We start from the raw sequence: 23,981 nt of genomic DNA, 5'->3' as shown, positions 1-23,981 counted from the left end.
GGCGTTACTCCTCGACGACCGTGATCGCTTGGCCCACGAACGATCGCGTCTCCGCGTCCCACACGAAGAGCCGGTGCTCGTCGATCACGCCGTCGCGCACGCTCGTCACGAGGAACGCGAGCGGCCAGGCCGGCCCTGGGCCCATCGTGATGGCGCCGCCTTCCTCGGCGGGCGGCTCGCCCATGCTCATCACGGCCGCGTCCGTGGGGCTGAAGTACGCGCCCGCGTCGAGGTGCGAGTGGTAGAGGATCTTCACGGGCCGGCCTTCACGCGCCGCGGCGCGGACCGCGTCGTCGAACTTCTTCTCGTTGAACGAGAAGAACGTGCGCGCCGTGCGGAAGTACAGCTCCGGATCGATCGCGTGCAGCTTGTTCGCGACGTTCTGCATCACCACGGCCTCGTCGCAGCGGAGCGGGCTCTCTGCGGGCCCACGCAAGTACCCGCACGCCTCCTCGTCGGCTGCGTAGCCGCGCAGCGCGTCCTTCTCCACGACGGCGAGCGCGCTGCGCGTGATCGTCAGGTCGCCGCGCGTCCACGGAGCATCCGTCACCATAGATATCGCTTCTCCCATTTCATCGGCGCGAAGTACCGATCGCCGCGGTCGCACACGATCGCCACCACGCACCCACCGCCGACCGTCTCGTGCAGCTTCTTCGCGATCTCGACGGCCGCGAACACGTTCGCCCCGCTCGAATGCCCGACGAGCAACGCCTCCTCGCGCGCGAGCCGGTCGGCCATGTCCCAGCCGTCCTCCGTCGTCACGCGGAACGTCTCGTCGTAGGCGCTGCTGTCGTGGATCGCCGGCACGAGCGAGCTCGGCAGGTGCTTCAGCCCTTCGAGCCCGTGCATGGCCTCCGTGGGCTCGACCGCGACGCAGCGGACCTTTCGCGTGTGCTCCTTCAGCCGCCGCGACGTGCCCACGATCGTCCCGCTCGTGCCGATCCCGGCGACGAAGTGCGTCAAGCGATCGCCGAGCGCGTCGAGGATCTCCGCGCCCGTGCCGTGGTAGTGCGCGAGTGGGTTGTGCGGGTTCGAGTACTGGTCCGGGTAGAAGTACGTCTCCGGATCCTTCGCCACGATCTCCCGCACGTAGCGGATCGCGCCGTCGGAGCCCTCCATCGGGTCGCTGTAGATGATCTCCGTGCCGAAGGCGCGCGCGATGTCCTTGCGCGCCTTCGTCACGTTCGAGGGCATGACGAGGCGCACGGGCACGCCGAGCGCGGCGCCGAAGATCGAGTACGCGACGCCCGTGTTGCCGCTCGTCGAGTCGATGAGGATCTTGCCCGTGCCGAGCTTCCCCTCCTCGATCGCCTTCGTCATCATCCGGAGCGCGGCCCGGTCCTTCACCGAGCCGCCGGGGTTCGCGAACTCGAGCTTCGCGTACACCTCGACGCTCGGCGCCTCCCGGGCCACCCGATCGAGGCGGACGAGCGGCGTGTTGCCGACGGCCTCGGTCACCGAGCCGAGGCGGCGCGACCGCACGAGCGTGGCGCGCATCCTAGGCGTCGCTGCCGCCCGCGATGGCGGGCACGATCGAGATCTGATCCGTCGACTTCACCTCGGTCTTGAGGCCGTCGAGGAAGCGGATGTCCTCCTCGCCGACGAAGATGTTCACGAAGCGGCGCACGCCCTTCGCGTCGAGCAGCCGATCGCGGATGCCCGGGTGGCGCTTCTCGAGGTCCTCGATGATCTCGCCGACGGTCGCGCCCGTCGCCTCGACCTCGTCTTTGCTTCCGGTCAGCGTGCGCATGGGGGTGGGGATACGAACGACAGGCATGGGGATCTCTCCGTGGGTGCTTGGGGTCTCGCTGCTACTTGAAGTACTCGTCGAGGCTGAAATACCGCTCCCCCGTGTCACAGAGCACCGTGACCACGTGGGCGCCGGGGCCAAGCTCGCGCGCGACGTCGAGCGCGACCCGGACGGCCGCGCCCGCGCTGATGCCCACGAGCAGCCCCTCCTTGCGGGCGAGCGCGACCTTCGTGTCGTACGCCGCCTGCTCGCTCACCGTGCGCACCTCGTCGACGTGCTCGGGGCGATAGTTCGCGGGGACGAACCCCGGCGCGAGGCCCTGGATCTTCGTGGGGCCGCGCTCGCCGCGCGAGATCGTGGCGCAGGCCTCGGGCTCGACGGCGATGATCCGAGGGGCCGGGCTCTTCTGCCGCAGCACCGCGCCGACGCCGCTCACGGTGCCGCCCGTGCCGACGCCCGCGACGAATGCGTGGATCGGCTCGTTCGCCATCGCCTGCAAGATCTCGCGGGCCGTGCTCTCGGCGTGGATGCGCGGGTTCTCGGGGTTCTCGAACTGCCCCGGCATGAACGCGCCCTTCGTCGTCCGGACGATCTCGTGCGCCTTCGTGATGGCGCCTTCCATCTGCGCTTCGGCCTCGGTCAGGATCACCTCGGCGCCGTATGCTTCGAGGAGCTGCCTGCGTTCGAGGCTCATGCTCGCGGGCATCGTGAGCACGCATCGATAGCTCTTCGCCGCGCACACGAGCGCGAGGCCGATCCCCGTGTTGCCGCTCGTCGGCTCGACGACGACGCCGCCCGGCCCGAGCGCGCCGCTCGCCTCGGCGGCCTCGATCATCGCGAGGCAGATGCGGTCCTTCACGGAGCCGCCCGGGTTCTGCTGCTCGGCCTTCGCGAAGACACGGCCGCGCGGATGTTCTGTGTCGAGCCGCTGGATCTCGAAGAGCGGCGTGTCGCCGACGAGGTCGAGCACCGAGCCGACCACGCGCGGATGCGAGGGCAATGCAGGCTTTTGTCCGGGCTCGTGCATCACGCTCCTAGATGATGAAGTCGACGCGCTCGCTCTCGCCGCGGCGGAGCCCGAGGGCCTCGCCGCGCCGCACGACGTCGGCGATGGAGATGTCGTCGAAGGCTTTTTCGATGGCGACCGCGAGGTCCTTGAAGGCGGCCGCGGTCGCGTCCGGGCCGCAGGGCTCGGCGCCGCGCGGGCCTTCGTCCTCGGCGGGGCAGACGACGATCGGTCCTTCGAGCGCGCGGAAGACGTCGCCGATCGTGATCTCGGCGGCGGGCCGCGCGAGGTGGTAGCCGCCGCGGGGCCCACGCTTCGCGCCGAGGATGCCGGCCTTCTTCAGGTCCTGGAAGATCTGCTCCAGGAACCGCGCGGGGATCATCTCGCGCCCGGCGATCTCGCGGATCTGCGTGGGGCGGCCGTCGTTGTGGAAGGCGATGTCGAACAACGCGCGCACCCCGTAGCGGCCTTTGTTGGACAGCTTCACGGGGCATGGTTTAGGTTGTCGCATCGGAAAAGTAAAGAACCCGGGTGCTTGAACCGACGCGATGTGTTCTTTGGCACAAGGTTCCACCGCCTCGACCCGGTCGATCGACCGCCTCGACCCGGTCGTCGAGTCCCTCGAGACCTTTGATCGAGGGGCTCGACGCGGTCCGAGACCTCCTCGAGACCTTCCGTCGAAGGTCTCGAGACCCTCGATCGGAGGTCTCGACCCGGTCGTCGAGTCCCTCGAGACCTTTGATCGAAGGTCTCGACCCGGTCGCAGAGCCCCTGGAGACCTTCGCTCGACCCCCTGGAGACCTTCGCTCGACCCCCTGGAGACCTTCGCTCGACCCCCTGGATGCTTTTGATGAATCAGCAAGATTCAGTCTGTAGGGGTCTTCGAGTCCTCGCGTCAAAGGAGCACGCATCGATTCCGAAGGCTCGATAACCTCATCATTGCCCCTTCAGGATCTCCATGGCCCCCGCACCTCGATGCGTCCCGCGTGAGGCCGATCCTGGAGAGGGATCTCGGAGAATGCCATGCCTGTCACGCCCATCCCCGTTGGCTCGCTCGTCTTCGATTGCTCGGCGCTCGGCCCGTACCTCGTGGATCTCCCGCCTCGCGGCATGCTCGGGCTGCTCGTCGAGCGCCCCGGGTATCCCAGCGTCGTCGGGGAAATCCTTGCCAATCAGGCCGGTGTCGGCCCCAAGGCCGGCGTCACGCAGGAGGAGGTCGAAGCGATCATGCTCGACAATGCACACATCGACGATATCGACGCAATCCTGCCCGCCGCCCGCAAGCTCGTGGAGCTGCTGGAGGAGAGCCGCGCGTTTTACGACAACGACAGGCAACGCCGCGTCCACGCCATCGCGAACCTGATCGAGGGGCGCGCGCGCACCACGGGCGTCGTCGAGCTGCTCGCGAAATACGAGAAGACCCGGGCGTACCGCTCGGCGACCGGCGTGAAGGGCCTCAAGACGCGCAAGGCCAACAAGAAGAAGGCGGAGACGGAGACGCCCGCCCCGACCACCCCGCCGATCGTCCGGGCCGGTACGCAATAATCGTTTGCTGTCCGTAAGAACCGTCGCCGCGCGCTCAGTCTCGTATGGCACGAGCTGGGCGAAGGGCGCTCGTATTCGTGTACCGCCGCCTGCACTCCCCATATCGACTTGACGCATCCGCTTGGCGAGCTTGGCGAGGTGTTCTTTAGCGCCTCATGGGATGTCCCGTCCTGGCCCGAGCGCTCGGGCGCGTGCACGATCCGATTGGCACTCCTTCATCAGACCGAATGGCTGGATCCCCCTACGACTGGGAGCCCGTGGGACATGGCGCAGGCCGCCGCAACCGCCGTCTGTGGGAAGCCGACGGTGGGGCTTCAACCGTTCCGGACTTGACAGGAACTCCAACTTCTTGTGTTAATGAGGCCGCTTGAGGAGAAGGCATGCTCACTCAGTCCGAGTTCGAGGCCATGATCGCCGACGCCAGCAAGCGCATCGAGGGCGACATCTCTTGGCGTGAGGACGAGGATCACTCTCCCGCTGTCGAGTTCCGCGTGGAGGTGCTGTCCAACGCTGGGCACCCGCTTACCTTGAAAGGTAGCTACAACCCGCTTTCCGGCTCCCTGTCCTACACGCTCATCCACCGTGCAGCCGGGCGAATCTACGCTCTCGACATGGGCAAGGATCACCGTAACCCTTCTGGCGTGCTCGTCGGCGAGAAACACAAACATCGGTGGAAAGAAAGATATCGAGATAAAGAAGCGTACGTTCCGGATGACATCACCGCTCCGCTGACCCAGCCTGTTCAGGTCTGGTCTCAGTTCTGTGCCGAGGCCAAGATCACCCACCGGGGCATGCTGCACCAGCCGCCCTCTGCAAGTGAAATGGACCCGTTCTCATGAACATCGAACCGTGCAGGCTGGTCGTGGAACAAATAGGAGCGCTCTTCGTTTGCACTCCCCACGCTCCGTATATCCGGATGCGTACGCCGCTCCTCTACCCCGATGGGGATGTCATCGACATCTTCGTGCGCCCGCAGGGGAACGCGATGCTCGTGACGGACCTCGGGGAGAGCCTTCGGTGGCTACGGACGCAGACCAGCGCGGGTCGTAGGTCGCCCAAGCAGCAGCAGATGATCCAGGACGTTTGCCAAACGCATGGAATCGAGCTGTTCAATGGCATGCTGGTGTTGAGAGACGTGGAACCAGCAAAGTTGGCAGGAGCTGTCTTGGGGCTGGGGCAGGCGGCAAGCCGGGTAGGCGACATCTGGTTTACGATGCGCACGAGAACAACGCAGTCGGTGACCGACGATGTAGAGGATCTTCTTCGTGCCAACGAACTGCCCTTCGAGCGGGGCAGAAAGATGCGCGGGCGTTCCGGTCGCGATTACAGCGTCGACTTCGAAGTGCATGCCCCGAAGCATCTGTCTTTGGTCCAGGTTCTCAGCACGGGAAGCCGTGCTGCCACCTCGGGTTTGGTTGATCACGCCTATACGCTATGGTCGGAACTTGCGTACCACAAGGCGCCTGGCAACCCAATGCAGTTTGTATCGCTGTTCGACGATACCGTCGACGTGTGGGCCCGGGAAGACTTCAAGCTGCTCGAGACTGTCTCGGATCAAATCGTGATGTGGTCGCGCCCAGACGCGGTGGTGCAGGCATTGGCCGCGTAATTTTGTTGACGAACGAGGTCTGGACGTATCTCGTTCCGTCTACCTCGATGCGTGTTCTCGATCGGCGAGACCGCAACGTGCTCGTGGACACCCCCGTCACGCCCCCGACGCCGGGCGATAGGCAATAACGTTCGCAGCCTGTTAGCTGCCCCGCCTCTCTCCCGCTTCATCCGGTCTTTCGGGCCGGCCGTTTGGCCGGCCCATCGAAGCCTTCCCCTCCTGACGAGCGCCGAGTATCCTGCACGGGTGTCCCGCAGGCCGATCCCTACTTGGTTCTTCGCGATGGTCGTCGTGCGGCGCGGTGACGAGTACTTGCTCGTGCACGAGCGCGGGCACGGGCAGACGTGGTACCTGCCCGGCGGGCGCGTCGAGCCGGGGGAGCGGATCGTCGACGCCGCCGTCCGCGAGACGCTCGAAGAGGCCGGCGTGCGCGCGGCGATTCAGGGCGTCCTGCGCGTCGAGCACTCGCCACACCCGAGCGGGACGGCGCGCTGCCGCGTGTTTTTCCTGGCGAGGCCCGACGGCGATTCGACGCCGAAGAGCGAGCCGGACGAGCACTCGCTCGGCGCCCGGTGGGTGAAGCTGGAGGAGCTCGCGGGGTTGTCCCTGCGCGGGGAGGAGGCGCGCGAGATCCTGAATGCGGTCGCGGCGGGCGCCCCCTCGTACCCGCTCTCCGTGCTCACGTACGAGGGCGCCGCGTGGGCGCCCCGGCGTTAAAAGCGATTGCTCATTTGGGGGTGGTGAGCGCGGTCGCTTGACCGGCGATGGTCTTGTCCTTGTCGTTCTTGAACTTGGCGACGTAGGCCGGGCCATCCTTGGGATCACAGCCGATGGCGGCCTCCATCGCGTACGAGCGCGTGTTCGCGTGGACGGTGGTGGCGTCCGTGAGGCGGCGGGCGGCCTTGCTCCCCTTCTTGCGCTGGGCGGGCGTGAGGTCGCTCCGCTTGCAGACCTTTTGCAGCGCCATTCCCATCTCGAAGCTGACGTTTTTCTTCACGTCGACGGTGGCGAGGTCGTCGAGGAGCTTGTCCGTGAAGGACGCGCACTTGCCGATCGAGGCGATCCGCTCTGACGCGCGGCTCTTGACGAAATCGTCCTTGTCGGCGCGAAGGGCGTTGATGACCTTGCAGGCTTCGTCGGGGAAATACGGGGCGAGGTCGCTGAGCGCATTCAGCGCGTAGGCGCGCCGCGTGGAGGACGCGTCTTTGCTGGCCTCGCTCGCGTAAGCCACGACCTTGGGGTCACGATTCGTGGAGCCAAAGCCCACGATGCGCAGGAACCCGTCCGTGTAATCCGATGCCGGGTGCGCCTTGGCGATCGCGATCGCCCTGTCGATTTTGCCCACCTTGACGAGGGGGAGGCCGCCGACGAGCCGCCCGAACAGCTCGACGAGGTTCTCGTCGCGCTCCTTCTCGGCCAGGTTGAGCACGGCGTCGACCTGCGCGGCGTCGGCGGTCTCTTCGGTCAGCGTCCGGTCGAGCTTCTCGGCCGCGACGCGTCGCTCCTTGGGATCCTGGCTCCCGAGCATCTTCAGGAGCTCCGGGGTCGCCTTGCCATTCTCGAACGCTTGCTCCGCGTCGCTCCATTGCTGGTAGGCTTCGCAGTCGTCGAGCGAGCCGTTCTCCCCGACAGAGCAGGCCATCACGGCCTTGCGCAGCTCCGCGAAGCTCGGCTCCGGGGGCTTGGCCTCCTCTTCGCCCTCCTCGGAGGAAGGCGCCTCGGCCGCCGCTTCGCCCTCGGGCGCGGGCGCGGGCGCCGCGGATTTCGCGGGTGCCTTCGTGGCGTCGGAGGCGGGCGGAGGCGTGGAAGCGCCGCAACCCGCGGCGAGGGAGGCGATCGAGAGAACGAGTGCGAGGGAAAACCGGCCGACGTGCATGGAACGCGTCCGTAGTCGATTCTGCGCCACGCTGGAAGCCGATTTTGCGTATACTCCCCCGCGCGATGGCGTTCTACCAAGCTCCCCCCTCGATCGGTAACCAGTACGACGACGACCGCGTCCTGCGTTCGCTCCTCCGGCGTGTGCTTCCGCCGGACGTCCTCCGCGAAGCCGAGCCCGGGCTCCGCGAGATGGGCGAGCTCGCCGGCGGCGAGCTCTACCGGCTCCAGCTCGAAGACCGCCTGAACGAGCCGAAGCTGACGCAGTGGGACGCGTGGGGGCACCGCATCGATCAGATCGAGGTGACGCCGCTCTGGAAGCGGGCGGCGCGGATCGCGAGTGAACAAGGCGTCGTCGCGACGGCCTACGAAAAGCGGGGCGGCGCGGTGTCGCGTGTGCACCAGTTTGCCCTGGTCTACCTTTTTGATGCCTCGACCGACGTGTATACCTGTCCGCTCGCGATGACGGACGGCGCGGCGAAGACGCTGCTCTCGCACCGCGACGTGCGCGACGAGAACGATTTTGCGGCGAGGGCCTTCGCGCGCCTGACGAGCCGGGATCCGGCGAAGGCCTGGACGAGCGGGCAATGGATGACGGAGCGGACCGGCGGGAGCGACGTGGGGCTCTCGGAGACGGAGGCGCGCAAGGACGCGGAGGGGAACTACCGGCTCTACGGGACGAAATGGTTCACGTCGGCGACGACGTCGCAGATGGCGCTGACGCTGGGCCGCCCGGAGGGCAACCCGCCCGGGGGCCGCGGGCTCGCGCTGTTTTACGTGGAGGTGTTCGGGCCGGACGGGCGGATGAACGGGATCGAGGTCAATCGGCTGAAGGACAAATTCGGGACGCGGAAGGTGCCGACGGCGGAGCTGACGCTCGCGGGGGCGTTGGCGGTGCCGGTGAAGGGGCTCGGGGACGGGATCCGGAACATCTCGCCGATGCTGAACGTGACGCGGACGTGGAATGCGGTCTGCGCGGCGGCGGGGATGCGGCGCGGGATCGCGCTCGCCCGGGATTACGCGCGTCGCCGGGTGCAGTTCGGCGCGCCGCTTTCGGACAAACCGTTGCACGTCGATACGCTCGCGGACCTCGCGGCGGAGGCGGAGGGGGCGTTCCACCTCGCGTTCCGCGCGGTCGAGCTGCTCGGGCGCGAGGAGGCGGGGGTGATCACAGAGTCGGAGGCGCGCCTGTTGCGGCTCGTGACGCCGCTCGCGAAGCTGACGACGGGCAAGCAGGCGGTCACGGTGCTGAGCGAGGTGCTCGAATGCTTCGGCGGCGCCGGGTACGTGGAGGATACGGGGATCCCGCGGCTGTATCGGGATGCGCAGGTGCTGCCGATCTGGGAGGGGACGACGAACGTGCTCTCGCTCGACACGCTGCGCGCTTTGCAAAAGGAGGGGCCGCTCGAGGATTTGCTCGCGGATATGCGATCGCTCGTGGCGGCGGCGCCGGACGACGCGCTCCGGAAGGCGGGCGAGGCGGCGGTGGCCGCGGCGATGCACGCGGCGCGGTGGCTCGCTTCGACGTTTCAGAAGGATCCGCTCGGGGTGGAGGCGGGCGCGCGGCGGTTCGCGTTGACGCTCGGCCGCGCCTACGAGCTCGCGCTGCTCGTGGGGCACGCGTCGTACGCGCTCGTGCACGAGAAGGACGGCCGGCCGCGGGCCGCGGCGCTGCGATTCCTCACGCGGGGCGTGGACCTCGTGCGGGACGAGGAGGATCGCACGCTCGCCGTCGCGCTCGCCAACGACATCGCGTTCTGACGAGGGAGTTAGGATGGAAAAGGCCGCCCGCCTCGAATTCGCGCCGCCGGAGGTCGTCGTGACAGACCTCCCGGGCGGAGGGATGATCCTGCGCTCGCCGAGGCCGCTCCCGGCGTATCCGCGGCACCTCGGCGAGCTGCTCTACGCCTGGGCGGATCACGCGCCGGATCGGGTGTTTCTGGCGGAGCGGGAGGTGAGCGGGGGCGTGCGTCGGGTGACGTACGCCGAGGCGGCGGCGGTCGTGGCTTCGATCGGCGAGGCGCTCGCGCGGCGGGATCTCTCGGCCGCACGGCCGGTCGTGATCCTGAGCGAGAATGGCATCGACCACGCGCTGCTCGCGCTCGGGGCGATGGTGGTGGGGGTGCCGGTATGCCCGGTGTCGCCGGCCTATGCGCTGCTCTCGCGTGATTTCGAGAAACTCCGGTACATCCTCGGCCTCGTGAAGCCGGGCCTCGTGTATGCGCGGGACGAGGGGCGGTTTGGCAGGGCGTTCGGGGCGCTCGACCTCGGAGGCGCGGAGGTCGTGGTGAGCGAGGGCCGCTCGTCGGCGACGCGGTTCGAGGAGCTGTGCCGCGAGCTGCCGGGCGAGCGCGCGGGCCGCGCGATGGAGACGGTCGGGCCCGATACGGTGGCGAAGATCCTGTTCACCTCGGGATCCACGGGCGAGCCGAAGGGCGTGATCAATACGCACCGCATGCTCTGCTCGAACCAGCAGGCGATCGTGGAGGTCTGGCCCTTCCTCCGCAGGCGGCCGCCGGTCGTCGTGGATTGGCTGCCCTGGAGCCACACGTTCGGGGGCAACCACAACTTCAACATGGTGCTGTTCCACGGCGGGACGCTCTTCATCGACGAGGGGCGCCCGATGCCCGAGCACATCGAGAAGACGGTGCGCAACCTGCGCGAGGTCGGGCCGACGCTGTATTTCAACGTGCCGCGCGGGTTCGACGCGATCCTGCCGCACCTCGAGAACGACGCGGGTCTGCGGGACCATTTCTTCCGGGAGCTCGACCTGCTCTTTTATGCGGCGGCCGCGCTGCCGCAGAGCACGTGGAAGCGGCTCGAAGAGGTGAGCGAGAGGGCGCGCGGGGAGCGCGTCACGATGGTGTCCGCGTGGGGCTCGACGGAGACGGCGCCGATGGTGACGACGGTGTTTTTCCCGATCGACCGCGCGGGCGTGATCGGCCTGCCCGCGCCCGGTTGCGAGCTCAAGATGGTGCCGAACGGGAGCAAGCTGGAGATGCGCGTGCGCGGGCCGAACGTGACGCCCGGGTATTTCGGGCGTGACGACCTGACGCGCGCGGCCTTCGACGAGGACGGGTTTTACAAGATCGGCGACGCCGGCAAGCTCGCGGATCCGGCCGATCCGGCGAAAGGGGTCGTGTTCGATGGGCGGGTGGCCGAGGATTTCAAGCTGACGAGCGCGACGTGGGTGCACGTGGGGCAGGTGCGGATCACGGCCCTCGCCGCGGCGGCGCCCGTGATCCAGGACGCGGTGGTGGCGGGGCACGATCGGGACGAGATCGGCCTGCTCGTCTTTCCGAGCCTCGTCGGGTGTCGTTCGCTCTGCCCGGGGGCCGAAGGCGAGGCGCTCGAAGCCCTCGTGCAGCGTCCGGAGGTCCTCTCGCACCTCACGGCGGGGCTCCGGGCGTACAACGAGGCGCACCCCGGGAGCAGCACACGAATCACGCGTGTGATGTTTCTGATCGAGCCGCCGAGCATCGACGCCGGCGAGATCACCGACAAGGGGTACATCAACCAGCGCGCGGTCCTCACGCGACGCGCGGACCAGGTCGCGGCGCTCTACCGCGAGGGCGAGCCGGGCGTGATCGTGATTCCGTGACGATTCGTGACGTTATGGGAGGCGTCGACGCGTTTCGACGCCGGCGGTAACGCGGCGTGTCACCTTGGGACCGGACGTTTTTGGATCCCGGAGCCTGCCGCGGGGATTATGATGCCGGGCTCACGGGGGTGCGCGAGGCCGGAGGGGCCCCGCGGCCCAGGCCTTCCCGCGCGCCGCGCGCATGCGGTTTGCCTGCGGGGGGGCGGACGCTTGCGCGAGAAGGGAGCCCGGATCATGTACGTTGCGCGTTGGCAGTTCACGGCCCGGTTCGGTCGCAGGGACGAGTGTCTCAGGGTGCTGCGGAAGTGGTATGTCGACGTGGCACAACGCGTCGGCTGGCGATCGCTCCGTGTGCTCTCCGGCAGCATTGGTGGGCCCGAGTCGCAGATCGAGCTCGAAGTGCAGATCGATAACGTGGAGGACCTCGAAGCGGCGTGGCGCGATATGGCCGCCGTGCCGTACCACGCGGAGTACCAGAAGCAGCTCGCCGAGGTGATCGTGGACGGCACCGAGCGCTGGACGATCCACCGCGTGGCCGACCTGACGCCGTCCGAGTCCTGAGCGGAGCTACGCCACGACCTCCTCCGGCGTCTTCGCCGCGAGGACCCGCACCGTCCACTGATCGAGGGCGGCGGAATTCGCAGCTTCGATACGAGCAACGACCGCCTGCGGCAACTCGCCAAAGCGAAGGCGCAGGAGCTGGAGCATGGTGCGACGTTGCCCTTCCAGGTGGCCTTCCAGGCGTCCTTCTTGGCGTCCTTCCAGGCGTCCTTCTTGGCGTCCTTCTTGGCGTCCTTCTTGGCGTCCTTCCAGGCGTCCTTCCTCCTTGGCCTGGCGCTCCCACATGTCCATGATTTCCTGCGTGTTCATCAGCAACTCCTCGTCCATGGGGGTGACAGGGGCCGTGCCGGCTTCGATACGGTAGCGTATCAGGATCGGCAGCGCGATGCATCGCTCGAAGTCGTCCGCCCCGAGTGTCTTGAGCTCCCCGACGGCTCGCCGAAGGGTTCGTCCGCGTCCCATGAGCCGGAGAAGCAAGGTCGAGCGGTCTTCGGGGAGCTCGCTCGTGACGACGACCGAGGTATGGAGGCCGGGGGCGAACGCATAAACACCACGCGGCCAGGCCCGCTTGCTGCGCGCCGCGAGCGCGCGCAGGCCTTTCGTGGGGCGACCGGAGGAGAGGACCCATAGATGAGGCAAGGGCGGGGGCGACGCGCGTCCCAGGAGCACGTGCCTCAAATTGAGCTGCTTGCGGACACACGAGACGATTTCGGTGTCGTCGGGGGTATCCGAGAAGACCTCGAAGGTGCACGCCGAGCGGCTCATGCGGCCGAGGAGGCTCGCGCCCACGGGAGAGGCGCGTGCTGGGTCGGGGACGAACCAGCCATCGACGCGCTGAGGGTCCGGGCTCACCTCGACCTCGGGCGTAAAGGCCCCGAGGGGCGCGAGCGCCGCGCGGAGGAGCTGCTTGATGGCCTGGTCGTAACGCGTGTGCACCCCGGCCACGCTTCCACGCGGGCGTGCATTCGTCAAATGGGTGTGTCGAGGCCAGCGTTCGTCTCGGTAAATTTGCGTTTGGCCGAGCGAAACTTCCTGTTACGCCCGGAGCACCCGCGCCGGCCGTCCCTTCGCCGTCGTCGTCTCCTTGAGCTTCACGCGTTCGCCCGCGGCCCGCTTGCTCCGGCGATCGAAGAGCACGACCGTGCCACGCGTGAGCTCCTCCGCGTCGAGCACGTCCTCCAGGAAGCCCAACGCGCGCGCCTTCACGCCCGGTTCTCCTTTGCGCCGTGACGAAAGGACGAACGCCTCCTGTTGCTCGTCCCCGTTCGCGAGCGGCACGCGCAGCGTCACGTCGATCCGGCCATGCGAGCCGCCCCAGTGGACGGAGGCCCAGCCACGGTGCTCAATCGTTCGATAAAGATATCCCAGGAAGACGAGCTCCGGCGCGACCGCCGGGTATGCGGCGTCCGTGACGAGGTGGCGGGCGTGTGTCGTGTAAAACACGGCGAATGCGTGGAGGAGGGTCTCGACGTCGAGGGCGCCGTCGGTCTTGTAAAACCGCGCGGGGTCGTCCGCGACGGCGCGGCCGATGCCCGAGGCGAGCAGGCGCGGGACGAGCGCGTGGTGAATGCCGCCCTCGATACGCGCAGGGTCGTCCTCGGCGAGGAGGCCGAGGTCGCGCGCGTGGCGGATGTCGTCGTCGTGGGCCCGCGCCACGAGCGCCGTGCCCGCGAGGAGAGGCTCGACGACACGGCGGACGCGTGGCTCGGCGAGGCGCGCCGCGAGGGCGTCGATCGGGGTCGCGCGGCGATCGATGAGGTGATGGACCGCCGCGAGGACGTGCGCTTTGTGAATGGGTTCGGCGCGCGGGACGGTCGTCACGAGCTCGCGGCCAAGCGCTTGCACGAGGAAGGGGTGGCCCGCCGTCGCTTCAAGAGCGGCCCGGATCGCGGCCTTGTCGAAGGCCTGGCCCGTTTCGTGGGTGTGCTGCACATACAGCGCGCGAATCTCGTCCTCCGTGAAGCTTCGAAGGGATTCGGGGGAGAGCGCGATCTCGAAAGGGCCGGTGAGGCCCGGACGAACGGGCGCGTCGTCCGCGGCGAAAGGTTCGAGGCGCAGGTCGTGCTGGCCGGCGAGGACGACGGACCAGGGAAAGGACGCGGGGCGGCGCGGAAAGCCGATCTCGAGCTGGCGCAGGACCGTCCGGAGCGCGGCGCCGTGCAGCGTGTCCGCGCCGTCGAGAAAGAGGACGAGGGGGCGCGGACAAACGCGCGCCCAGGCCGAGAGCGCGGCCCAGATGCGCGTCCCTTCCGCCGACGCGGGGAAGGGCGGCGGGCGCAGCTCGGGCGGCAAATCGTGCTCCGCGGAGAGGCGCAGCGAGGCGAGGAGCGCTTCCTCCACGCGGGCGAGGTCGGCCCCGAGGGGCTCGGCGACCTCGGCGGAGGCCACGAGCGCGGCATACCGACCCGACGAAAGGAGCGCGGCGGCGAGGGCGCGCAAGGTGGTCGTCTTGCCCGTGCGCCGCGGCGCTCGCACCAGGAAATACGCGCCTTCGTCGACGAGGCGGAGGGCCTCCGCGAGCCGCGGCGCCGCGGGCAGGTGGTAGTGGCGCGCGGGATCGCAGGGCCCCTCGGTGCTGAAGGTGCGCATGGGCGAGGCGCAGGATATCGAAGGCCACCCCGGCCGAGAAGCCTCGGGGCCCGCGCGAGGCGTCAGTTGAAGATCGCGCGGAAGAGCAGGAAAAACAGCGCGGAGAGCGTCATCGACGCGGGCAGGGTGAGCACCCAGGCGAGGCCGATGTTGCGCACCGTCGAGCCCTGCAGGCCCGAGCGTTGCGCCACCATCGTGCCGGCGATGCCCGAGGAGAGGACGTGCGTCGTGCTCACCGGCAGCCCGAGCCAGGCCGAGACGCCGATCGTGCTCGCCGCGACGATCTCCGCCGAGGCACCCTGCGCGTACGTGAGGTGGCTCTTGCCGATCTTCTCGCCGACCGTCACGACGATGCGCTTCCAGCCGAACATCGTGCCGATGCCGAGCGAGAGCGCGATCGCCACGAGCACCCAGGAGGGCGCGTATTCGGTGAGCCCACGCAAGGCCTTGCGCTCGTCCGCGAGCTTCGCCTCCTCGACGGGCGTGAGGCCGAGGTGGCCGCCCTTCAGCATGTCGCCGATGGACTTGTCCGCGAGCAGGAGGTCCTGCCGGAACTTGAAGCGATCCATCGCCGGGATCTCGGCCGCCGTCTTGCGGCCTTCGAGGAACTGGTGGAGCTCGCCGAGGCGCACGAGCGTCTTGTCGGCTTCCGCCTTCGAGTGCTGATCGTGGTGGTCGCGGACGAGCGCCGCGACGTTGTCCGCGGCGCGCAGCGTGCGCTCGAGCTGCGTGGGGGTCGCGTCCATGTTGATCGCGAACCCGGCCGGGACGAGGCCGATCAGGATGAGCATGACGAGGCCCACGCCCTTCTGGCCGTCGTTCGAGCCGTGCGCGAAGCTCACGGCGGCGCAGGTCGAGACGAGCAGGGCGCGAGTGCCGCGCGGCGGCGGCTGATCCTTCGGCGGCGGCTCGAGCAGCGTCTTGTTCGTCGTGTAGCGCTTGATCAGGACGACGAGCAGCGCCGCCAGGCTGAAGCCGAAGAGCGGCGAGACGAGCAGCGCGATGCCGATGTCGGCGGCCTTGCTCCAGCTCACGCCGTCACCGAACTTGTGGCCGGGCAGGAGCGAGTTGGCGATGCCGACGCCCAGGATCGCGCCGATGAGCGTGTGCGAGCTCGACGCGGGGAGGCCGAGGTACCAGGTGCCTAGGTTCCAGGAGATCGCGGCCAGGAGGAGCGCGAGCACCATCGCGAGGCCCGCGCCCACGCCGCTCGAGACGAGCAGCTCGACGGGCAGGAGCTTCATGATGCCCATGGCGACCGCGATGCCGCCCATGAAGACGCCGACGAAGTTGCAGATGCCCGAGAGGACGACGGCGACGTGGGGCTTCAAGGTGTTCGTGTAGATGACCGTCGCGACCGCGTTGGCGGTGTCGTGAAAGCCGTTCACGAATTCGAAGCCGAGGGCAATCAAGAGGCAGAGGACGAGGAGCGCGCGCACCCCGTTGCCAAGCGACGGATCGAACAGAGCCTCCATGGACACGAGAGCCTTTCGGCGCCCCGACCGCCCATCCGCGCGATGACCCGAGGGCCATCACGCGCCGGAGACGCGGGGCGCCGTCTCCTTAGTGGAACGAGCGCTCGCATGCTAGGGACAGCTCCGTCACAAGGACGTGACAGACCGATGTCTGAAGGGTGGACAATCGGTTAACGATTGCAATCGCGTGTCCTGGGCTGCGTTTCCCCGGGGGGGTTGCGGTTCGGGCGGGAAGGGCAGCGCGAGCAACAAAATCCGCGGTCAACGGGGAGGCGGGGGTCTCTTCTGGGCAGCCTCGCGGAACGCGCGGATGCCGAGCGTGACGGCGTGATCCGGCCCGAGGTCACGCGCTGCCAAGGACAACGCGCGGTCGTAGAGAGCGAGCGCCTCGTCCACGCGGCCCTTGGCTTCGAGGAGGTTGCCGAGCCGGACGAGCGTCGGGCGGATCTCCGGGGGATCGCCCGCGTGGGCGGCGAGCGCGCGCCGGTAGAGGTCCTCGGCCTCGTCGGCGCGGCCGTCCGCCTCGACGAGCGTCGCGAGGTTGTGCTGCGCGAGCGCGAGGATCCCCCCGTCGGTCCGCGTGTCGCCCTCCGTGAGGATGCCGATCGCGCGTCGCAAGGATCGCGCGGCGTCGTCACGCCGGCCCGCCGCCGCGAGGACCGTGCCGAGGTTGTAGAGGGCCTCGGCCGCGGGACGCGAGCGCGCGCCGAAGACACGTTCGGTGAGGGTGAGGGCGCGGGCGAGGAGGAGCTCGGCCTCCGCGGCTTGTTTTTGCTTGCCGAGGAGCAGGCCGAGCCGGCCCGCGACGTCGGCGATCGCGGCCTCGTCAGGGCTGCGCATGCGCTCGTACCCCGCGAGGAGCCGGCGGTAGAGGCGGGTCGTTTCCTCCAGGCGGCCGGCTCGCTCGTGGATCGCGGCCGCGAGCTCGTAGAGCTTCGGCAGGCGGGGCTCGGTGGGCGTGCCGGCGAGCGCCTCGGCGATACGGAGGGCCCGCGTGCAAGCGGCGAGCGCGTCCTCCGTGCGGCCCGCGGAGAGACGCGCCGCGGCGAGCACGTAGAGCGGCGTCGTGAGCTCGGCGGCTTCGTCGCCGAAGACCTCCGCGCCGATCCCGAGCGCGTCCGCTGCCGCGGCCTCGGCCTCGGTCACCCGCGCGCCTTCGAGCAGCGCGGGCAAGGCCGCGAGCTTTCGCTCGAACGCTCGTCTTCGCAGGGCGCGGCGGAGGCGACGGAGCATGCGCTCGCGCTCCTTTCTACGGCCGGACGAGGTCGCGCAGGTGGCGCATCGACGGCGAGCCGAAGCTCAGCACCTTGTCGTGGAAGGCTCGCTCCGTGAAACCCGGAGCCCCTTCGTTCGCCGCGCGGAGTTTCATCATCTCGGTGAAGCCGTAATAGTAGGTCGTGAGCTGAGCGCTCGTGAGCAGGGCGCGTTTCCACTTGCCCACGGCCTCGCCCTCCTCCTGGAACGCCTCGTTCGTCATGAGCGCGAGCCCCTCGGCTTCGGTCATCGTGCCGGCGTGCACGCCGTGGTCGAGCAGCGCGTTCACCGCGAGCCGGAGGACCATCTTCTCGCGCTGGATGCGCACCTTGGGGCCGCCGAAGCCGTGCTTGGCCATGACCCACTCGCTGTAGACGGCCCAGCCCTCGACGAAGGGGCCACTCGAGAACACGGCGCGGAGCTTCGAGGGGAAGCGGTTGTTGTGCATGAGCTGGAGGAAATGCCCGGGCATCGCCTCGTGCACGGTGAGGTCGGCGAGCATGCTGCGGTTGTACTCGCGGTAGAACGAGAGGCGGCGCTTGTCGTCCCAGTCGTTCGGCGTGGGCGCGATCGCGTAGAAGGTCTCGGCGCGCTCTTCCAGCGGGCCCGAGGCGTCGCAATACGCGATGGAGACGCCGCGCCGGTACTCGGGCATCTCGATGACCTGACACACCTCGTCGGGCACCCGCACGATGTCGCGCTCGCGGACGAACGCCGTCGCTTTCTGCACGAGATCCCGCGCCTCCGAGACGATCGTCTCGTTCGTCGGGTGATCGTCGCCGAGCGCGGCGAGGACCTCGCGCACGAGCGCCTTGCGATCGACCTGCGTCGTCGTCGTGGGGAGCTTGCGCTTCGGGAAGAGCGTCGGCCAGAGCTGCTTCGAGGTCTCGACCATCTCGGCCTGCGTGCGTTCGAGCAGCGCGCGGGCGCCCTTGGCGATCCCGTCGACGTCGACGTCGTCGTCGAGGTAGAACCGGAGCTTCTTCTCGAAGCGCGCGCGGCCGAGGCGGATCTCGCCGTCGCTGCGGGGGAGGAGGTCCTTTTCGAGGAAGCTCTGGAAGTCCTCGAGCGCCTTGGCCGCCCGCTCGCTCGCGGCGGCGAGCTGGGAGACGAGCGCCGCGTCGGGGAGTTTTCCGTAAGGGGCGAGGACGTCGCCGCGGCAGAGCGAGATGAGGCCACGGTTCTGCACGATGGCCGTCTCGGTGTGCAGGCGCGGGGGACGGCCGAGCCGCTTCTTCGCGACCGCGACGATCGCGGGGATGCCTTCGAGCCGGCCGACGAGGCTCTTCGCGCGGGAAGACGGCGTGCCGAAGCTCCGCGTGACGAGCGGATCGAGGCCGTCGCCGACGAGGCGCGTGGAGTAGAGCGGGCTCGCGGACGCCTCGCGGAGCTCGTCGATCGCGAAGAGCGCGTACCGGAGCTGGTTGCCCAGCATCGCGTGATCGACGCGGCCCTGCATGTCGAGGGCCGAGGCGGGGATGCGGTCGAGCTCTTCGAGCAGGCCGACGTAGAAGCGGCGGGCCTCGGCCTCGCCCTCGTCGCTGCGATCGGGCCAGCGCGCGTCATGCGCGTGCTCGCCCGCCTCGGTGGCCGCGACCGGCTCACGCGCGAGGTAGCCCGAGAGGAAGCGCTCGGCGAGCGCGGCGAACGCGCGATCGGGCGTGTCGGGCGGGGCCGGCGGAGCGGCGGGGCCGGGCGTGGACGAGCTCTCCGCCGAGGCGAGGGCGCCTTCGGCTTGCACGGGCGGCGCTCCCCCGGCGGGAGAACACGACAACGAGGAGACGGTGGAGGCGGTGGACATGGCGGCGATCGCAGCGAGACGTCGAACAGACGCGGGGAGCACGATCGACGCTCTAGCCTTTTGCGAGCGCGGAGGGAACGGCTAGACGCCGGACGCGTCCCTGGCGAACGTCGCGGCGATCGCCATGTCCTCCTCGACCGATGTGACGAGCGGCGCGAGCGCGGCCGCGAGCTGCGTTGCGTCGCCATGGCCGACGGTATCGACGAGGTGCTGGCAGAGCGCGGGGACGAAGCTCTCCGCGGGGATCGAGACGTAACGCGCCATCTCCAGGACCGTGCCGCGCTCGCCGCCGAAGGCCGAAGGCGCAGCCTCCTGCAGGATCGGCAAGCCGACGCTGGGCGGCACGCCGAGGCGGCCGAGGGCCATGTGCGCGAGGTAGATGGCCGCGACCTGACTCTCGCGGCGCACGCGCTGGAAGACGGCCTCGCCAAAGGCATTTTGCCAGCGCGCGAGCTCGGACGTGCGGCTCGCCTCGTAGCCGCCGAGCGGCGCGTCGGAGACCGGGACGAGCGCGGCGAGCATCTCGGCCGAGCCCTCTTCGAGCGCGAGGCCGCGCAGCGCGAGCAGGTCGTAGCCGCGGAGGAAGCCGACGAGGATGCGGCCCGCGCAGTCCCGCACGAAGGGCGCGAGCGCCTGGCCGATCGCCTCCGGCGGCGCGCCGGGCGCGAGCATCATGCCCGGCATGATCGCGCGCATCCGGCCGAGCGTGCCCCGCCGCGTGGGCGGCGAGGAGGACCGAGGCCCGGACGTCGAGATGGGACCACTCGCCGGCCCAGCGCTCGAGATCGGCGCGCGGAAGGTGCCCGACGTCGAAGCCGCGAGCTGCGACACGCGGAAGCTGGCCGAGGGAGCATCGCCGCTCGGGGGCATCGACGAGGGCGAGCGTCCGCGTATCGTGTTCGGCGCGGGCGTGGAGACGGGCCCGGCCACGGCGCGCATCGTGGTGGTCGACGCGCGCCGCAGCGCCGCCGACGTGCTCGGATCACCGACGACGTGCAGGGCCGCGAGGTCGAGCGAGCGGATCGAGGGGAAGCGCGGCGGTAGGCGGAGGCGCAGCGCGGCGGCGAGCTCGGCCTCGGCGCCGATGAGCTGCTCGTGATCGTCGGCCTCGCCGAAGAGCTCCTCGGCGAGCGTCGCACAGCGATCGCCGGCGTCGTCGGCGTTCCCCTGCGTCTGCGCCTCGGCGAAGTGCAAGGTCAGCTTGCCCCGCACGCGGCGATCGTTCTTCGTCTTCGCCGTGACGACGCGCGAAACGAGCTCCACATCGGCCGTGCTCCAGAAAGCCATCGCCTCTCGTCGTCCTCTTCGCGGCGCCCAGGCGGCGCTCCGGAAATACCGGGAAACCACGGGATCATCGCGCAGGCGAGGAGGATCCGTCAACTTTTCGCAGGCGCGCACGCGCGCATCTTTCCCCGCGTTCGCCCGCGACGCGGAGGATCCGTTCCCCACGAACTACACGTCGATCCCGAGGCGCTTCAGCCGGTAGTAGAGCGTGGTCCGCTGGACGCCGAGCAGGCGAGCCATCTCGGCCTTGTTGCCGCCGCAGCGATCGAGCGCGGCGAGCATCTCGCGGCGCTCGATCTCTTCGAGCTGCGAGTCGAGGTTCTGCCTTCTTGCGCCGCTCTCGGGCTCGGCCGGCGTCACGGGCTGCGAGGGGGGCGACGTCGCCGCCTTCTCCCACGCGGCGACGGGCGGAACGAAGGCGAGGTGCTCGGGCTGGATGATGTCGCCGCGCGCGAGGATGGCGGCGCGCTCGACGACGTTCTCGAGCTCGCGCACGTTGCCCGGGAAGCCGTAGGCTTCGAGCTTCGCGAACGCGTCGTTCGAGAGGGCGCGCGCGGCGCGCGTGTTGCGGCGTGTGTACTTGCGGAGGAAGTGCTCGGCGAGCGGGCGGATGTCCTCGCGGCGCTCGCTGAGCGGCGGCAGGCGGATGGGGAAGACGGTGAGCCGCGAGGCGAGCTCGGGCAGCACGTCGCGGCCCCACGCCTCGTCGAGGTCGGGCGTGACGGAGACGACGAGGCGCACGTCGAGCCTTCGTGACTCGGCGTCGCCGACGCGCTCGGCCTCGCTGCCCGCGAGCAGCCGCGCGAGCCGCGCCTGCAAGGCCGCGGTCGGCGGGCCGGGGTCTTCGAGGTAGAGCGTGCCGCCGTGCGCGAGCTCGACGCGGCCCGCTCGATCGGCGGTCGCGCCCTCGAACGCGCCGCGCCGGTAGCCGAAGATCTCCCGTTCGAGCGCCTCGCCGCGGAACGCCGCGCACGTGACCTTCACGAAGGGCCGCTCCTCGCGCGGCGAGCCGACGTGGATCGCGCGCGCCACGATCTCCTTCTCTGCGCCGACCCGGCCCTCGACGAGCACGTGTGTCGAGGTCGGAGCGACCTCGCCGATGCGCGCCGAGACCTCCTTCATCGCGGCGGAGTTGCAGATGAGCTCGCCGAAGTCGATGGGGTCGCGCTGCTCGCGTTCGAGGTAGCCCGCGTAGTGCGCGAGCTGATCGCGGAGGCGCTTGTTCTCGCGCATCGTGGCGAACACGCTGATCCCCTGGCGCAGGATGGCGGCGAGCTCGCTGCCGTCCCAGGGCTTCTGCACGTAGCGGTAGACCGTGCCCGAGTTCAGCGCGTCGACCAGCACGGGCAGATCCGCATACGCCGTCAGCAAGATCCCGAGCGCGTCGGGCCGCATCTGCTTGGCGCGCCGCAAGAGCTCGAGCCCGCTCATCCCCGGCATGCGCTGGTCGGTCACGATGAGGGCCGCGTCGAGCCGCGCGAGCTCCTCCAGCGCTTGCGTGCCGCCGAGGGCGTAGTGGAGCGAGAACGTCTTGCGGAAGGCGAAGCGGAAGGCGTCGAGGTTGTCCTGTTCGTCGTCCACGACCAGGACGTCGAAGCTCTTCCAGTCGAGGTCACGCATTGTGCCTCCCTTACACCTACTACGGGCGACCGCCCTGGGGCAGCGGGCAGGGGCGGGCTGCCGCGTGAACTTCGGGCGCTGGCTTGCCTGGCCTTGGCCGGCGGGGACCGTCGGGGCCGCCCTGCTTCCGCGGTTCCGTGCGCGGGGCCCCTCCGCAACTGCCCCCTCCTGCACAAAAGAGAGCTAAGCTCGCCCCCGCCGCACGAGACCGAGGAGAGACCGGCATGCTGGAAGACGTGTTGAATGATTTGCGGACAGGCATCGAGAAATCCATCGAGGCGCTCCGCCGCGATCTCATGCGCGTGCGCACGGGCCGCGCCCACGCCGGGATGCTCGACGGCGTCCGTGTCGACTACTACGGCGTTCCCACGCCGCTCCACCAGATGGCCACGGTGAGCGTGCCCGAGCCTCGCCTCATCACGATCAAGCCCTGGGAGAAGAACCAGGTGAAGGCCGTGGACAAGGCCATCCGCGAGAGCGACCTGAACCTGAACCCGCAGGTCGACGCCGACCTCATCCGCATCCCGATCCCGGCGCTCACCGAGGACCGGCGCAAGGAGATGGTCAAGCTGACCAAGAAGTACGGCGAGGAGGCGCGCGTCGCGATCCGCAAGCACCGCAGGGACGCGAACGAGCTCGTCGACACGCTCGACAAGGACGGCGAGGTCAGCGGCGACGACGCCGATCGGGCGAAGAAGAAGATCGAGGACGTGGTGGCCGAGGGCATCAAGCAGGTCGACGGCGTCATCGCCCACAAGGAAAAGGACATCCTGGAGGTGTAGGGGTCTCCGGAGGAGGCAAGGGAGGGGGAACGCATGGCCCAAGGCAGCCGAGATCCAAGCTTCACGCGCGGCGGGGCAAAGAGAGCCGAAGGCCTCGCGCGGCGCGTCTTCCTTGCCCCGAGCGAGGAAGACGGCTTGACAGCGGAAACGCTGCGTGAAACCGTGAAAATCGTCGGTTTTGACCCGGTCTAAGGTTGCCGAGGTTTATGCGCGCATTTGCTTCCGGGATGACCGATGTCGGTCTCCAGCGCGATCACAACGAGGACAGCTACGCTGTCCTGCAGGAGTTCGATCTGTTCATCGTCGCCGATGGCATGGGGGGCCATCGCGCCGGTGATGTGGCGAGCCGCCTCGCGACCGACTCCATCACCGAGTTCTTTCGCTCCACGGCGAACGACGACGCGACCTGGCCGATCCACTTCGACGCGAACCTGACCGAGGATGAAAACCGCCTGCTCAGCGGCATCATGGTCGCGAACCGGCGGATCTTCGAGCGCAGCATCCGCTCCCGCGAGTGCGCCGGCATGGGCACGACCGTGGTCAGCGCCGTCTTCTCGCGCAGGCGCAACCGCATCTACGTGGGCCACGTCGGCGACAGCCGCGCCTACCGCGTCCGCAGCGGCGCGATCCAGCAGCTCACGCGTGATCACTCGTTGATCAACGACTACCTCATGGCGATGCCCGAGCTCACGGAAGAGCAACGGGCGGAGCTGCCGCGCAACGTGATCACCCGCGCGCTCGGCATGCAGGACAGCGTCGCCGTCGACCTGATGAGCGACGAGCCGCACCTCGGCGACGTCTACATCCTCTGCTCCGACGGCCTCTCCGGCATGCTCACCGACGAGCAGATCCGCGACATCGTCGCGACCTCGCAGGACACGACCGAGATGTGCAGGCGCCTCATCGCCAAGGCGAACGAGCTCGGCGGCGAGGACAACATCACCGTGCTGGCGATCCGCTTCCTCCAGGACGACGTGGAGTACGGCGACGAGCCCACGCTCCAGGTCCCGGCGCACCGCATCGCCGTGACCGTCGGCGACGACAGCGACTCCTGAGCCTCCGCCTCACGCCCCCTGTTCACCCCTCTCCCCGTGGGGAGAGGGGCTAGCAGCCTGTGGACTTATCGTCGCGAGCGCCCCGAAGCTAGGGCGACGGAGCGAGGAATCCTCAAGGATTTCGAGCGATGTCGACCGACGATTCGGGGCGCGCAGCAGATAAGTCCACAGGCT

23 protein-coding genes are annotated in these 23,981 nt (G+C 69.0%); 10 read left to right on the top strand and 13 right to left on the bottom strand.

Annotation, left to right across the window (positions count from 1 at the left end):
• Positions 1-4: 4 nt before the first annotated feature.
• The 5 genes from E8A74_RS37040 to E8A74_RS37020 are packed head-to-tail and all read right to left on the bottom strand — an operon-like array spanning position 5 to position 3,243.
• Positions 5-553: a M67 family metallopeptidase gene (locus tag E8A74_RS37040; RefSeq protein ID WP_136933814.1), complete on the bottom strand. Its 549-nt coding sequence runs from the start codon at positions 551-553 to the stop codon at positions 5-7.
• Complete coding sequence (locus E8A74_RS37035; protein WP_136933813.1) at positions 547-1,497, bottom strand: PLP-dependent cysteine synthase family protein; 951 nt, start codon at positions 1,495-1,497, stop codon at positions 547-549. The genes E8A74_RS37040 and E8A74_RS37035 overlap by 7 nt, the downstream gene beginning before the upstream one ends.
• 1 nt (position 1,498) lies before the next feature.
• Entirely contained in the window at positions 1,499-1,777 is a 279-nt protein-coding gene (locus E8A74_RS37030) for a MoaD/ThiS family protein (RefSeq protein WP_136933812.1), read from the bottom strand.
• A gap of 34 nt (positions 1,778-1,811) precedes the next feature.
• On the bottom strand, positions 1,812-2,777 hold the full coding sequence (gene cysK, locus E8A74_RS37025; RefSeq protein ID WP_136933811.1) for a cysteine synthase A: 966 nt from the start codon (positions 2,775-2,777) through the stop codon (positions 1,812-1,814).
• 7 nt (positions 2,778-2,784) lie between these two features.
• On the bottom strand, positions 2,785-3,243 hold the full coding sequence (locus E8A74_RS37020) for an RrF2 family transcriptional regulator (protein WP_136933810.1): 459 nt from the start codon (positions 3,241-3,243) through the stop codon (positions 2,785-2,787).
• A 536-nt stretch (positions 3,244-3,779) separates the two neighbouring features.
• Here E8A74_RS37020 and E8A74_RS37015 point away from each other — a divergent pair.
• The 4 genes from E8A74_RS37015 (at position 3,780) to E8A74_RS37000 (ending at position 6,627) form a co-directional block, all read left to right on the top strand.
• A complete protein-coding gene (locus tag E8A74_RS37015) occupies positions 3,780-4,301 on the top strand; it encodes a hypothetical protein (protein WP_136933809.1) in 522 nt (173 codons plus the stop codon).
• Positions 4,302-4,681: 380 nt separating this feature from the next.
• Entirely contained in the window at positions 4,682-5,140 is a 459-nt protein-coding gene (locus E8A74_RS37010; protein ID WP_136933808.1) for a DUF6978 family protein, read from the top strand.
• Complete coding sequence (locus E8A74_RS37005) at positions 5,137-5,910, top strand: DUF1828 domain-containing protein (protein WP_136933807.1); 774 nt, start codon at positions 5,137-5,139, stop codon at positions 5,908-5,910. Before E8A74_RS37010 ends, E8A74_RS37005 begins: the two co-directional genes overlap by 4 nt.
• Before the next feature lie 246 nt (positions 5,911-6,156).
• Complete coding sequence (locus E8A74_RS37000; protein WP_136933806.1) at positions 6,157-6,627, top strand: NUDIX domain-containing protein; 471 nt, start codon at positions 6,157-6,159, stop codon at positions 6,625-6,627.
• Positions 6,628-6,637: 10 nt separating this feature from the next.
• On the opposite strand, the gene E8A74_RS36995 is transcribed toward E8A74_RS37000, so the two are convergent.
• Positions 6,638-7,786 (bottom strand): hypothetical protein, encoded by a 1,149-nt coding sequence (locus tag E8A74_RS36995; RefSeq protein ID WP_136933805.1) that lies wholly within the window; start codon positions 7,784-7,786, stop codon positions 6,638-6,640.
• 65 nt (positions 7,787-7,851) lie between these two features.
• Between E8A74_RS36995 and E8A74_RS36990 the strand changes: the two genes are divergently transcribed.
• From E8A74_RS36990 to E8A74_RS36980, 3 genes are all read left to right on the top strand, one after another.
• Positions 7,852-9,546: an acyl-CoA dehydrogenase family protein gene (locus E8A74_RS36990; protein ID WP_136933804.1), complete on the top strand. Its 1,695-nt coding sequence runs from the start codon at positions 7,852-7,854 to the stop codon at positions 9,544-9,546.
• 13 nt (positions 9,547-9,559) lie between these two features.
• Positions 9,560-11,386 carry a feruloyl-CoA synthase gene (locus E8A74_RS36985; RefSeq protein WP_136933803.1) on the top strand — a complete coding sequence of 609 codons (1,827 nt, stop codon included), beginning with the start codon at positions 9,560-9,562 and terminating at the stop codon, positions 11,384-11,386.
• A 234-nt stretch (positions 11,387-11,620) separates the two neighbouring features.
• On the top strand, positions 11,621-11,947 hold the full coding sequence (locus E8A74_RS36980; RefSeq protein WP_136933802.1) for a hypothetical protein: 327 nt from the start codon (positions 11,621-11,623) through the stop codon (positions 11,945-11,947).
• A 6-nt stretch (positions 11,948-11,953) separates the two neighbouring features.
• On the opposite strand, the gene E8A74_RS36975 is transcribed toward E8A74_RS36980, so the two are convergent.
• From E8A74_RS36975 to E8A74_RS36945, 7 genes are all read right to left on the bottom strand, one after another.
• On the bottom strand, positions 11,954-12,883 hold the full coding sequence (locus tag E8A74_RS36975) for an RpnC/YadD family protein (RefSeq protein WP_136933801.1): 930 nt from the start codon (positions 12,881-12,883) through the stop codon (positions 11,954-11,956).
• A 99-nt stretch (positions 12,884-12,982) separates the two neighbouring features.
• Positions 12,983-14,536 carry an ATP-binding protein gene (locus tag E8A74_RS36970; RefSeq protein WP_136933800.1) on the bottom strand — a complete coding sequence of 518 codons (1,554 nt, stop codon included), beginning with the start codon at positions 14,534-14,536 and terminating at the stop codon, positions 12,983-12,985.
• A gap of 62 nt (positions 14,537-14,598) precedes the next feature.
• On the bottom strand, positions 14,599-16,011 hold the full coding sequence (locus tag E8A74_RS36965) for an inorganic phosphate transporter (RefSeq protein WP_136933799.1): 1,413 nt from the start codon (positions 16,009-16,011) through the stop codon (positions 14,599-14,601).
• 261 nt (positions 16,012-16,272) lie between these two features.
• Complete coding sequence (locus E8A74_RS36960) at positions 16,273-17,244, bottom strand: tetratricopeptide repeat protein (protein ID WP_136933798.1); 972 nt, start codon at positions 17,242-17,244, stop codon at positions 16,273-16,275.
• A 16-nt stretch (positions 17,245-17,260) separates the two neighbouring features.
• On the bottom strand, positions 17,261-19,066 hold the full coding sequence (locus tag E8A74_RS36955; RefSeq protein WP_136933797.1) for a DUF885 domain-containing protein: 1,806 nt from the start codon (positions 19,064-19,066) through the stop codon (positions 17,261-17,263).
• Between the two features lie 81 nt (positions 19,067-19,147).
• Positions 19,148-20,353: a hypothetical protein gene (locus E8A74_RS36950; RefSeq protein ID WP_136933796.1), complete on the bottom strand. Its 1,206-nt coding sequence runs from the start codon at positions 20,351-20,353 to the stop codon at positions 19,148-19,150.
• Between the two features lie 165 nt (positions 20,354-20,518).
• Positions 20,519-21,970 (bottom strand): sigma-54-dependent transcriptional regulator, encoded by a 1,452-nt coding sequence (locus E8A74_RS36945; RefSeq protein ID WP_136933795.1) that lies wholly within the window; start codon positions 21,968-21,970, stop codon positions 20,519-20,521.
• 224 nt (positions 21,971-22,194) lie between these two features.
• Here E8A74_RS36945 and frr point away from each other — a divergent pair, with 224 nt between their 5' ends.
• Genes frr through E8A74_RS36935 form a run of 3 tightly spaced genes read left to right on the top strand, consistent with a single transcriptional unit; the run spans position 22,195 to position 23,807 of the window.
• Positions 22,195-22,752, top strand: coding sequence for a ribosome recycling factor (gene frr / locus E8A74_RS36940; protein WP_136933794.1), 558 nt, complete (start codon positions 22,195-22,197; stop codon positions 22,750-22,752).
• A 33-nt stretch (positions 22,753-22,785) separates the two neighbouring features.
• Complete coding sequence (locus E8A74_RS53170; protein WP_170229649.1) at positions 22,786-22,944, top strand: hypothetical protein; 159 nt, start codon at positions 22,786-22,788, stop codon at positions 22,942-22,944.
• A gap of 14 nt (positions 22,945-22,958) precedes the next feature.
• Entirely contained in the window at positions 22,959-23,807 is an 849-nt protein-coding gene (locus tag E8A74_RS36935) for a Stp1/IreP family PP2C-type Ser/Thr phosphatase (protein WP_136933793.1), read from the top strand.
• Positions 23,808-23,981 lie beyond the last annotated feature (174 nt).

The sequence above is a fragment of the Polyangium fumosum genome (assembly GCF_005144585.1).
Classification (GTDB): domain Bacteria; phylum Myxococcota_A; class Polyangia; order Polyangiales; family Polyangiaceae; genus Polyangium; species Polyangium fumosum.
The sequence above is the reverse complement of the archived record's forward strand: the minus strand, read 5'-3'. Positions and strand labels throughout refer to the sequence as shown.

Bases quoted from the DNA above. Each gene is read 5' to 3' on its own strand.
- E8A74_RS37040 (WP_136933814.1), bottom strand. From the start codon at position 553: ATGGTGACGGATGCTCCGTGGACGCGCGGCGACCTGACGATCACGCGC.
- E8A74_RS37035 (WP_136933813.1), bottom strand. From the start codon at position 1,497: ATGCGCGCCACGCTCGTGCGGTCGCGCCGCCTCGGCTCGGTGACCGAG.
- E8A74_RS37030 (WP_136933812.1), bottom strand. From the start codon at position 1,777: ATGCCTGTCGTTCGTATCCCCACCCCCATGCGCACGCTGACCGGAAGC.
- cysK (WP_136933811.1), bottom strand. From the start codon at position 2,777: ATGCACGAGCCCGGACAAAAGCCTGCATTGCCCTCGCATCCGCGCGTG.
- E8A74_RS37015 (WP_136933809.1), top strand. From the start codon at position 3,780: ATGCCTGTCACGCCCATCCCCGTTGGCTCGCTCGTCTTCGATTGCTCG.
- E8A74_RS37010 (WP_136933808.1), top strand. From the start codon at position 4,682: ATGCTCACTCAGTCCGAGTTCGAGGCCATGATCGCCGACGCCAGCAAG.
- E8A74_RS37005 (WP_136933807.1), top strand. From the start codon at position 5,137: ATGAACATCGAACCGTGCAGGCTGGTCGTGGAACAAATAGGAGCGCTC.
- E8A74_RS36995 (WP_136933805.1), bottom strand. From the start codon at position 7,786: ATGCACGTCGGCCGGTTTTCCCTCGCACTCGTTCTCTCGATCGCCTCC.
- E8A74_RS36990 (WP_136933804.1), top strand. From the start codon at position 7,852: ATGGCGTTCTACCAAGCTCCCCCCTCGATCGGTAACCAGTACGACGAC.
- E8A74_RS36985 (WP_136933803.1), top strand. From the start codon at position 9,560: ATGGAAAAGGCCGCCCGCCTCGAATTCGCGCCGCCGGAGGTCGTCGTG.
- E8A74_RS36980 (WP_136933802.1), top strand. From the start codon at position 11,621: ATGTACGTTGCGCGTTGGCAGTTCACGGCCCGGTTCGGTCGCAGGGAC.
- E8A74_RS36970 (WP_136933800.1), bottom strand. From the start codon at position 14,536: ATGCGCACCTTCAGCACCGAGGGGCCCTGCGATCCCGCGCGCCACTAC.
- E8A74_RS36965 (WP_136933799.1), bottom strand. From the start codon at position 16,011: ATGGAGGCTCTGTTCGATCCGTCGCTTGGCAACGGGGTGCGCGCGCTC.
- E8A74_RS36960 (WP_136933798.1), bottom strand. From the start codon at position 17,244: ATGCTCCGTCGCCTCCGCCGCGCCCTGCGAAGACGAGCGTTCGAGCGA.
- E8A74_RS36955 (WP_136933797.1), bottom strand. From the start codon at position 19,066: ATGTCCACCGCCTCCACCGTCTCCTCGTTGTCGTGTTCTCCCGCCGGG.
- E8A74_RS36950 (WP_136933796.1), bottom strand. From the start codon at position 20,353: ATGGCTTTCTGGAGCACGGCCGATGTGGAGCTCGTTTCGCGCGTCGTC.
- E8A74_RS36945 (WP_136933795.1), bottom strand. From the start codon at position 21,970: ATGCGTGACCTCGACTGGAAGAGCTTCGACGTCCTGGTCGTGGACGAC.
- frr (WP_136933794.1), top strand. From the start codon at position 22,195: ATGCTGGAAGACGTGTTGAATGATTTGCGGACAGGCATCGAGAAATCC.
- E8A74_RS53170 (WP_170229649.1), top strand. From the start codon at position 22,786: ATGGCCCAAGGCAGCCGAGATCCAAGCTTCACGCGCGGCGGGGCAAAG.
- E8A74_RS36935 (WP_136933793.1), top strand. From the start codon at position 22,959: ATGCGCGCATTTGCTTCCGGGATGACCGATGTCGGTCTCCAGCGCGAT.